The organism is uncultured Brevundimonas sp. (assembly GCF_937870815.1).
Taxonomy (GTDB): domain Bacteria; phylum Pseudomonadota; class Alphaproteobacteria; order Caulobacterales; family Caulobacteraceae; genus Brevundimonas.
Genome location: NZ_CALMZS010000045.1, coordinates 1 through 9,563 on the forward strand (window position 1 = coordinate 1; position 9,563 = coordinate 9,563).

The 9,563-nt window shown below is 70.1% G+C and carries 8 protein-coding genes; 3 read left to right on the forward strand and 5 right to left on the reverse strand.

The window, feature by feature from the left end; genetic code table 11:
- Positions 1–210 precede the first annotated feature (210 nt).
- From Q0588_RS03075 to Q0588_RS03085, 3 genes are read right to left on the reverse strand one after another with little or no spacing between them, the layout of a single operon-like run.
- Entirely contained in the window at positions 211–417 is a 207-nt protein-coding gene (locus Q0588_RS03075; RefSeq protein ID WP_298743667.1) for a hypothetical protein, read from the reverse strand.
- Between the two features lie 10 nt (positions 418–427).
- Entirely contained in the window at positions 428–877 is a 450-nt protein-coding gene (locus Q0588_RS03080; protein WP_298743669.1) for a hypothetical protein, read from the reverse strand.
- Between the two features lie 40 nt (positions 878–917).
- Entirely contained in the window at positions 918–2,705 is a 1,788-nt protein-coding gene (locus Q0588_RS03085) for a tetratricopeptide repeat protein (RefSeq protein ID WP_298743671.1), read from the reverse strand.
- 128 nt (positions 2,706–2,833) lie between these two features.
- On the opposite strand from Q0588_RS03085, the gene flbT reads away from it, so the two are divergent.
- Together flbT and flaF are read left to right on the forward strand one after the other, a co-directional pair.
- Positions 2,834–3,256 carry a flagellar biosynthesis repressor FlbT gene (gene flbT, locus Q0588_RS03090; protein WP_298743673.1) on the forward strand — a complete coding sequence of 141 codons (423 nt, stop codon included), beginning with the start codon at positions 2,834–2,836 and terminating at the stop codon, positions 3,254–3,256.
- Positions 3,216–3,590, forward strand: a complete 375-nt coding sequence (gene flaF, locus Q0588_RS03095) for a flagellar biosynthesis regulator FlaF (RefSeq protein WP_298743675.1) — start codon at positions 3,216–3,218, stop codon at positions 3,588–3,590. The genes flbT and flaF overlap by 41 nt, the downstream gene beginning before the upstream one ends.
- A gap of 7 nt (positions 3,591–3,597) precedes the next feature.
- On the opposite strand, the gene Q0588_RS03100 is transcribed toward flaF, so the two are convergent.
- Together Q0588_RS03100 and Q0588_RS03105 are read right to left on the reverse strand one after the other, a co-directional pair.
- Positions 3,598–4,941, reverse strand: a complete 1,344-nt coding sequence (locus Q0588_RS03100) for a hypothetical protein (protein WP_298743677.1) — start codon at positions 4,939–4,941, stop codon at positions 3,598–3,600.
- 28 nt (positions 4,942–4,969) lie between these two features.
- Positions 4,970–8,290 carry a S8 family peptidase gene (locus Q0588_RS03105; RefSeq protein WP_298743679.1) on the reverse strand — a complete coding sequence of 1,107 codons (3,321 nt, stop codon included), beginning with the start codon at positions 8,288–8,290 and terminating at the stop codon, positions 4,970–4,972.
- Between the two features lie 167 nt (positions 8,291–8,457).
- Here Q0588_RS03105 and Q0588_RS03110 point away from each other — a divergent pair.
- Positions 8,458–9,563, forward strand: a 1,106-nt coding sequence (locus Q0588_RS03110) for a helix-turn-helix transcriptional regulator (protein ID WP_298743681.1), incomplete at its 3' end; no start/stop codon positions are given.

A 9,563-nucleotide genomic window follows, 5' to 3' on the forward strand; every position in this document is an offset into this window, starting at 1 on the left:
GCGCGGGGCAGCCTGTCTCGTCGAAACGGTAAACTCATCCGCAACCGGGCGAGGCCCGGTCGCCCCGCGCCCTCCCCAACCGCCTGTTCCGCTGGCGGCGCCGACGGCTGCCCGTCTCCTCCCCATGCAATGGGGAGGGGGACCCCGAAGGGGTGGAGGGGCGAAGCGGACCCGCCCCCCGGTCTTTGACAATCGAACCGTCCGCCGCCCTCAGGTGATCCGCTTCACCGCCGGCGGGTCGCTGGCCGGAAAGCTCTCCTCGACGCCCTCGTCGACCAGGGCCTCCTGGCGGCTTTCGGCCTTGCGCTTGTCCTCGCACAGCTGGTCGGGCTTGCCCTCCTCGGGCGGCGCCGGCCGGGCGTAGGGCTCGTCGTCGGCCGGGGCCTGCTGGTGGTCGGGATTGTGGGTCGGGCTCATGGCGGCGTCCTCAGCTCGAGGGATGATCTTCGTCGGTGTCGGGGCCGTAGCCGAGGTCCGAGATGTCGTCGTCGGACAGGCGTCTGGCCTCCCAGTGGGCCGCGCTGGCCTGGGCCCCGCGCGAGTTGCGCATCAGGCCGGAATAGACCAGCTCGACCTCGTCATGGCCCTGCAGGCTGGCGCTCTCGCCGTCGACCTCGGTCAGCCGTTCGCCGTCGACCCCCAGCAGGGCGTCGGCCTCGGCCTCGACGCCGGAGGCCCCGAGTTCGTCGTCGAGGTCGTCGACGGCCTCGTCCTCGACCGCCTCGTCCCCGTCAGCGTCCCCGTCGGCCTGGGTGACGTCCAGCACCGGGTCGGCCTCGTCCAGCAGGACATCGCCGTCGCCCTCATCGTCGATGTGGGTTTCGTCGAAGACTTCCGACTGTTCCTGGTCGTCCGAATAGTCGTCCAGCCGCGGCATTCTGACATCTCCCTGTCCTCGGGAGATCAACGCCCCGGCTTCACCCGGCGTTCCCCGCGGCCACCGCTTCGTCCAGGGCCGTGCGGATGCGGGCCATGGTTCCGTCCCAGTCGGCGAAGCCGTCGCGCCGGAAGAAGCGCAGGTGCGGATAGAAGGGGTAGCGGTCCGTGGCCAGGTAGTGCCAGTCGTCGGGGGCGGTGATCATCCAGGCGGCGCCGCCGACCGCGGCGGCCAGGTTGGTCCCGGCGATGCCCGGGCCGATCACCAGGTCGAGGGCCGCCGACAGGGCCGCGACGTCCTCGAGGTCGTTCCTGAGGTCGATCGGCGGGGTCCAGATCGACACCCCCGCCGCCTCGGCCGCGGCCAGGTCGTCGGCGACGTCGCCGCACTGCAGGCTGACCATCACCGCCCCCGGCGTGGTCAGCACCGGCTTCCAGCGCTCGAAACTCGAGAAATACCGCGCCCGTTGGCCGGTCAGCACCAGGCTCTTCCAGTGCAGGCCGACCTTGAGCCCGGGGCCGAGCCTGTCCAGCTCCGCCTTCCAGAAGGTCACCTTGCCGGGGTCGGGGACCAGATAGCCGCGCCGCTCCGGGAAGGACTCGAGCGACTGGCGGTAGACGGCCATCAGCGAGGCCATCGGGATCCAGGCGTCGACCCCGCCCTCCAGCTCTTCGGCGAAGGGCACGTAGCGGGTGATCCGCCCCTCCAGCTTGACCGACCTGTGGCCGCCGACCACGGCGTCCGGGAAGGCGCGCTGGAACAGGCCGATCAGGCGCGGCTCCACGGCCACATAGACCTGTCCCTCGGGTCCGACCGCCTCGACGGCGTCGCCGATGCAGGTGCCGAACACCATCTCGTCGGCGATGCCCTGCTCGCCGACGATCAGCAGCCGCTTGCCGCGGACGTCCTCCGTCTTCGGATCCCAGCGCGGAGCGTCGACGGCGACCCGCATCGCCTCCGGCAGGTGCGGGTCGAGCCGGACCTCATAGGCCTCGAAACCTTCCGGGATGCGGCCCAGGGTCATCAACAGCATGGCTCGCGCCATGCTCATCATGGCCCGCTCATAGGGATTTTCAGCCCCGGGCAGGGCGGCGTCGATGTCCTCCAGGGCCCCCATCGCGTCGCCCAGCGGCTGGCGCGCGTTGGCGCGGTTGTAGCGCGCCTTGGCGAAGCCCGGGTCTTGCCGCAGCGCCTCCTCGAAGAAGGTCAGGGCCGTGGCCATGTCGCCCTGGTCGCTAAGCACGGTGCCGAGCGTATTCCACAGCACCGGCGATTCCGGCTCGATCGCCAGCAGGCCGCGCAGGGTCTCGACGGCGTCGCCGTAGCGCTTCTGGTCGCGCTGCACGCAGGCCAGATTGTTGGTCGCCTCGATGTGGCCGGGGTCGGCGGCCAGATATTTCAGCAGCAGCTTCTCGGCGATCTCGAGATAGCCCATCTGCTGGGCCAGCCGGCCGAGGTCGTGGGCCACGTCGGTCTCGTTGGGCAGCAGCTTCAGCGCCGCCTCATAGGCCAGCAGCGCCTGGCCGAACTGGCCCGACTTCTCGCGGCAGATGGCCAGCACATGCCAGGCCAGGCCGTTGGTCTCGTCGATCTTCAGCGCCTCCAGCGCGCGCCGGGCCCCGAGCTCGAAATCGCCGGCCCGGATCGCCATCAGCGAGGCCTTCAGGGTCTCGAGCGCCTTGCGCTGCGCCTTCACCGCCGGTTTCGGCCTGGCCAGCTGGCGCGACAGCTTGCGGATCGCCGCGGGCGAGGCCGAATCGCCGGCCACGCCCTGGGCGACGGGGGCGAAGGCGTGGACCTGTTCGGGCGACAATTCGACGGCGGACATGCGGCGATCCTGAGATGATCCGCCGACCTTGGCCGCCAGGATCACAAGGGATGGTTAACCACGACTGTTTAACCTGCGTTCGTTCCGGCTTCCTAACGTCGCCGTGCGCCTGTCAGGAGACGCTCCGAATGCCGCTGAAGCTGTCGCTCAAGCCCGGAGAGAAATTCGTTCTCAACGGAGCCGTGGTCCAGAACGGCGACCGGCGCGGCGTGCTGATCCTGCAGAACAAGGCCAGCGTGCTGCGCGAGAAGGACATCATGCAGCCCGAGGACGTCAGCAGCCCGGCGAAGCGCGTCTACTTTCCCGTGATGATGATGTACCTCGACGAGAGCGCGGCGCCCAAGATCTACGATGAGTTCGCCCTGCGGCTGACCGAATTCATGGGCGCGACCCGCAATCCGCAGGTGCTGGCGGACTGCGTGGCGGCGTCGCGGCATGTGATGTCGCGCGAATACTACAAGGCCCTGATGGCGGCCCGGAAACTGGTGGATTACGAGGAAGGTCTGGCGAATGTCGCTTCAGGCGTACAAGACCGCGGCGACGCGGGCTGAAAACCCCCGCGAGATGGAGTACCGGCTGTTCGGGCAGGTGACCCGGGCGCTGATGCACGCCTCGACGGTGGACCCCGGCGACGTCGCCACCCGCATCGACGCCCTCGACTGGAACCGCCGCCTGTGGTCGACCCTGGCCACCGACTGCGCCAGCCCCGACAACGCCATGGACAAGGCCCTGCGGGCCCGGATCATCTCGATCAGCCTGTTCGTCAGCAAGCACTCCTCGGCCGTCATGCGCGGCGAGGACGACTTCGAGGCCCTGATCGACATCAACCGGATGGTCATGCAGGGCCTGGCCGGGCCGGGATCCGGCGCGCAGGCGGCGGCCTGAGCGTCGGCTAGAACCTTGCCCTGAGACCCACCCGGATGCTGGAGCTGATCGCTTCGGTGGTGGTCAGGCGCGTGGTCTCGCCGTCGAGAAAGACCTGGTCTCCCGAGCTGGGATTGAACACCGCCCCCACCTCGTCGATGTAGGCGACGTCGGCGCCCAGGCCGATCGAGACGTTCCCTGACAAGGGAACCTCGAGATAGGCGCCGGCCGCGACTGACCAGGTCGCGCCTCTGTCGGTTTCATCGAACCGCAAGGTGAAGTCCGCGTCCTCCGGTCCGCACAGGGGGCAGACATTACGTTCCCACGCCGACAGCTCCGAGGACCGGTGGAACAGGCCCGCCGAGGTCCATCCTCCGAACCGGACGCCGTCGCCGGGGCCGGAGTCGAACTGAAGTCCCGCCCCGGCGCCGATCAGATTGTCGGTCACCTCCTGATTGCGCGCCTGACTGAGGGTCTCGCCGAACACCTCGGCCATGACTTCGCTGTCGTACTGGCGCCGGCTGCGCAGATAGTCGGCGAACAGAAACAGGGCCACCGGCCCCGTCGCCGCCTGCACGGCCTTGAATTTGAGATTGAACAGTTCGACCTCGGAATTCGTCGTCCAGGCCGAGCCGCGGTCGCCGATGTTCACTCCGGCCGAATCGCCGAGGGAAAAGTCGCCATAGACGAAGCCGGTGTCGGTCCCCGTTCCGGCCGGGACGCTGCCCTCGCCTTGCTCATCTCCCTTGCCATAGAGGCCGCTGGCCGAGATCAGCCATTCGCGATAGGCGAGGGGGAACAGCACCAGCCCCAGGGTGTGCATCCGGATGGTGTCCGCGTTGCGGCCGGCGAAGGTCTCGGCTCCGCCACTGGGGCGCTGGAAGCCGGTTCCAGCCTGGGTGGGGGCGTCGAGTTCGCCCACGCCGGCGTGGACGATCAGGCTGGTTTTTTCGTCCCATTCGGCGAAGATTTGGTCCTCCCGCGTCATAGCGTCGGCGATCCGTCGCTCATCAGCCGGTGTCAGGCCCTGAGGCGTTGCGGCAGGGCCTGCCAGACGCGGCGGCACATCGATGGTGAAGCTCTGCGAGCCGGTCCCGCTGACCGAAATCTCGCGCACCGTCTCGCCGTTGACGACCACCCGATAGCGGCCGCCGTCCAGCAGGAACAGGGCGGCGACGCGGTCGTCGTCCTCCTCCTCCATCCGCACCTGCGCGCCCGTCTCGGCGTTGAACAGCTGGATCGAGGATCGCGGCAGGGTCTCGCCCCGGCTGGTGACCACGATCGAGGTCGAGGTCGCCGCCCAGGCCGGGGCCGCGCACACGATCGCCGGGACCGCGGCCAGCGCCGCCCAGGCCCATCTTGAGGTCGTCATCTGGATATCTCCCCTTGCATGATGATGTTCAGCCGCCGACGTCGAGGACGTAGCGGGCCTCCCGTGTCCGGCCGTCGGCATGGGTGACGACCAGGCGGACGGTCCAGACGGCCGCGCCGCGGAAGGCGTCGGCCGGAATGTCGCCCAGGGCGCCGGTCGCCGCGGCCACGCCGGGCAGGACTGGAGTGAAGGCGGTCGGCCGTTCGCCGCGCCCGACCTCGATGCGGGCCGAGCCGAAGCGATCCGCGCCGGCGGATCCCTGCACCCGCACCACGGGTCCGGCGGCGCCCTGAACCACCTCCAGCCCGGTGATCGACGCCTCGATCCGGAAGGCCGGGTCCATGGCCAGGGCGGCGCGGGCGTCGACCATGCCGGCGCCGGAGAACTGGTCGACGCCGGGCGTCTGGATGTCCTCGGCCGACTGGACCAGGATCGCCTCGACCTGTTCGGCGGTCAGCTCGGGCCGGGCCGACAGGACCAGCGAGGCCACTCCCGCCACGATCGGGGTCGAGAAGGAGGTGCCGCTGACCCGGTAATAGCGCCGGTCCTCGCCGACATAGGCCGCCCCCGCCTCATAGGGCACGTCCTTGATGCCCAGCATGGTGTCGGTGCGCCGGGCCCGCAGGCTGAGCACATCGACCCCGGGCGCGGCGATGTCCACCCCCGCTCCCCAGTTGGAGAAGTTGGGGTGGCTGTCGTCCAGATTGGTCGCGCCGACGGTGAGCACGCCGTCCGCGCCGGCCAGGCCGAACTCGGCGACATTGACGCCCTCGTTCCCCGCGGCGACCACCACGACCACGCCCCTGGCGCGGGCATGGGCGATGGCGGCGGTCTCGATCCGGGTCAGGGTCGGGCCGCCGACCGACAGGTTGATCACCCGCGCGCCGTTGTCGGCGGCGTAGACGACGGCCTCGGCGACATAGGAGGCGCGGGTGTGGCCGAAGGCGTTCAGCGCCTTCAGCACCATGATCCGGGCGTGCGGATTGATTCCGGCCATGCCGATGTCGTTGCCGCCGTCGGCGGCGATGATCCCCGCCACGATGGTGCCGTGGCCGTCGTGGTCCCAGGGATTGTTGGTCCCGGCCATGAAGTCCCAGCCGATGATGTCGTCGACATAGCCGTTGCCGTCGTCGTCGACGCCGTTGTCGGGCGTCTCGCCGGGGTTCTTCCAGATGTTGTCGTAGCTGAAGTCGAGGTGGTTCCAGTCCAGGCCGGTGTCGATCACGGCCACGGTGACGGGTTGGGGGTCCGGACCCAGCCGGGTCCAGGCGGAATCGGCGCCCAGGGTCAGGCCGACCCGCTTGATCGCCCACTGGTCGTCATGCTGCTGGCCCCACGAACCGGCGCCCTGCATCAGCGGATCGGGCGGCGGCGGGCCGGGCTGTTTGTCGCGGCAGATATTGACCTCGAAATTCGCGACGTTGACGCCCAGTTCGTGACTGATCAGCCCCTGGAGCAGGGCGTCGTCCCCCGCGCCGGCCATGACGATGACGTGCTTCACGCCATCGATATTCACCTGCCCGACCACATAGGGCTGAAGCGCGCTGGAGACCGCGCCGCGGCCGGTCAACTCCAGCACATAGCTGGCGCTCTCGCTGGTGAAGAGGTTGATCTCCGGCGTCTGGCCCACCTCGAGGGCGTAGTCGCAGTTGCCGAAGTCGCAGGGATCGATCTGGACGGTGCAGGTTCCGTCGTCGCCCGTCGTGCAGGTGACCGGATCCTCGCCGGCGTCGGTCTGGGGCCGGGCGCCGCCTTCCGACGGCAGGGCGACGTTGGTGATCGATTCCGGGAACAGCTTGGCCTGGGTGCGGCCCACGGCGGTCTGACCGACCCCGCTCTGGGCGATGGCGGTCGCCTTGATGATCAGGGTGACAGGCGGGGTTTCGTCGCGCGGATCGTCCTCTTCCGGCACGCCCTCGTCCCGGGGATCGTCGGGGGTATCATCGGGGGTATCGTCATACACACCATACAGGGGGTGACCCGGCAGATGGCCGTTGGAGTCCGCCTTCAGACCGTCCCGCTTCTCCCAGTACTCGGCCACTTCATTGTACCAGGCGGAGTAGGCCGCCTGCTGTTCCGGGGTCCGGCCGTATTCGGGGACGTCGGGACGCGGCGGCGGCCCGTCGCGGGGGTCGTCGTTGTCCGGCCCGCCCGGACCGTCTCGTGGATCGTCGCCCGGCGCTCCGCCGCCGGGGGTGGCGGGTTCAGGCACGGCGGGACCATAGGTGCAGAAGACCTGCCCGTCGCCCGCGATGCGAATCCGCAGGACGTTGTTCCCGATCTGCAGGACCGTATCGTCGGTCGTCGGCGTCCCGGAGCCCGGAACGCTGCCAACCGTCGCCGGCTCGACGCCCGGCGGCGGACAGGGGGCCGCCCGCAGGGCGTCTACCGCGGCCTCCGCCGCTTCCATGTCGGCTTGATTCCAGTCCGAGTAGCGGCTCTGGATGTCGTTGATTATGGCTTCCAGGGCCGCGACGGCCGCGTCCCGCCCGGGGCAGTCGCCCGCCGCCAGCGCCGCCGCCCCGGCGGCGGCGGCCTGTTGCAGGTCGTAGCGCTGCTCGAACTGAACACGCTCGGTCTCCTGCTTGAGCAGTTCCGCCTGATGCTCGGCCTGGGCCTGGGCGTCCGTGCGCTGGGGCGGCGGCGGGGGCGAGGGCGGGGCGGGCGTGTCTGGCAGGGGATCGCCGGAGGACTCGCGCAGCATCCGCTCCTGCATCGCCGCCATCTCCGGATCGACGGGCTCGGGGGTCGCGACCGGGCGGGCGTTGACGTGGTCGGCGATGTGCTGGGCGTCGGCCTGTCCCCGCGGCGGGGGCGGCGGGGGCGCGGGGCGGGGCGCATCCTGATCGCCGCCGTCGCCCTCGGCGACCGGTTCGCCGGCCAATTCGGCCTGCCACTGGTCCTGGGTCGACAGGGCGTCGAGCTGCCACTGCGGCGGCGGGGGAAGGGCGGCCACGGGCGCGGCCGCGTCGGCCATGGCCATCGGTTGCGCCGTCTCGGTCACCCCGGGAGGTGGGCAGACCCGGGCCTTCGCGGCCTGGAAACGCCGAATCTCGGGAGCCAGGGTGCCGGGCGGGAAGCGGCCGCCGACCGACACCTCGCGCATCATGTTGTCGTAGAACATGTCGACGTGGGTGACGATCCGCAGCTCGCTCGCGCAGTCGCCGCGGGCGTTTGCAGCGTCCGCTGCGTCCAGCAGGCGGTTGATCGGCCCCTCGAGATCGTCGATCAGGGCCAGGCGGCGCGCCAGGGCCGCCTCGTCCACGTCCTGCGCCTCGGCCGGAAACGCGATCGCCAGCACGGTGCACGCCGCCCCGCCCAGAAGGATGTTCTTGAACCGCGCACGCATCGCCTGTCCGCACTCCCATTGATGGAGGAGTCCTAGAACCAACCGCTCATCCGTGGCGTCATCGGTTCTGATGACGCCGTTCGCCCAGAGTGCTATTCCGGTCCTGCTGCGACGGCTGTGTGGGTTCGGGGCGATTGGAACGGATGAGGCGGACGGACGACGCGCTGTTGACCGTGATCGAGGCCATCCACGCGGCGGGGCTGGAGGCGGAGCGCTGGCCGGATGCGCTGCAGACCGTCACGCGGTTCGCCGGGGCCTCGGCGGCGTCGCTCGAAACCTACGACTACGCCCGTGGACGCCACCGTATGTGGCACGGCTACGGCAGCGAGCCGGAGATGGTCGAGGCCTATCTGTCGTTCCACTCCAGCGACAATGCCTATGCGCCGCGGCGACCGCCCGGGGGCCGGACGCGAAAATTCCCGCGCGGCCACATCCTCGACGCCGCCGGCCTGGGCCGGGAGCCATTCTACGCTGAATTCATCACCTATACCGACCCCCGCTATTTCGTCGTTGGCATCCTCGACGGGGGCGGGGGACCGGAAACGGTCTTCACCCTGACCCGCGATCCGTCGCAGGGTCATATGGATCGGCCCGATGTGGAGCTGTTCGGCCGGCTGATGCAGCACGCCCGCCTCGCCATCCAGGTCGCCGCCCGGCTCGGCGAGGCTCGGGACGAAGCGCGCTCCCTGACCCGGATTCTGGACACCGTCGGCGGCGGAGTCGCCCTGCTCGACAGGACCGGAGCCGTTCTTCACGCCAACGCCGCCCTGATCGAGATGTCGGCGTGCGGCGATGGCGTCCGCCTGGCGAGAGAGGGGATCCGCTTGCACCCGGCCGGCGCGCGGGAGCGTTTCGGCGCGGCCCTCGGCGCGGCTCTCGCGCTCGGGCGAGGCGAGACCCTGGGGGCTCCCGCGTCATTCGCCGTCGCCCGACCGTCCGGGGGCCCTCCCTATGTGCTCACCGTGCGACCGGTCTTCCGGGGCGAGGCGGACGAGGCGCCGGACGCCGCGGCCGTGCTGTTCGTCCACGATCCGCTGGCGGGCCGCGCCGCGCGCGGCGACGGCTTGCGCGCGCTGTTCGGCCTGACCTCGGCCGAGGCGAGGCTGGCGCAAGCCCTGTTGCAAGGCCTGTCTCCGGTCGACCATGCCCGCGACAGCGGCGTCAGCATCAATACCGCCTATACCCACCTGCGTCGCCTGAAGGACAAGACCGGGGCGCGCCGGCTGCCGGAACTGATCCATCGATTGAACGAGGCGACGCCCAGCCCGGCCTT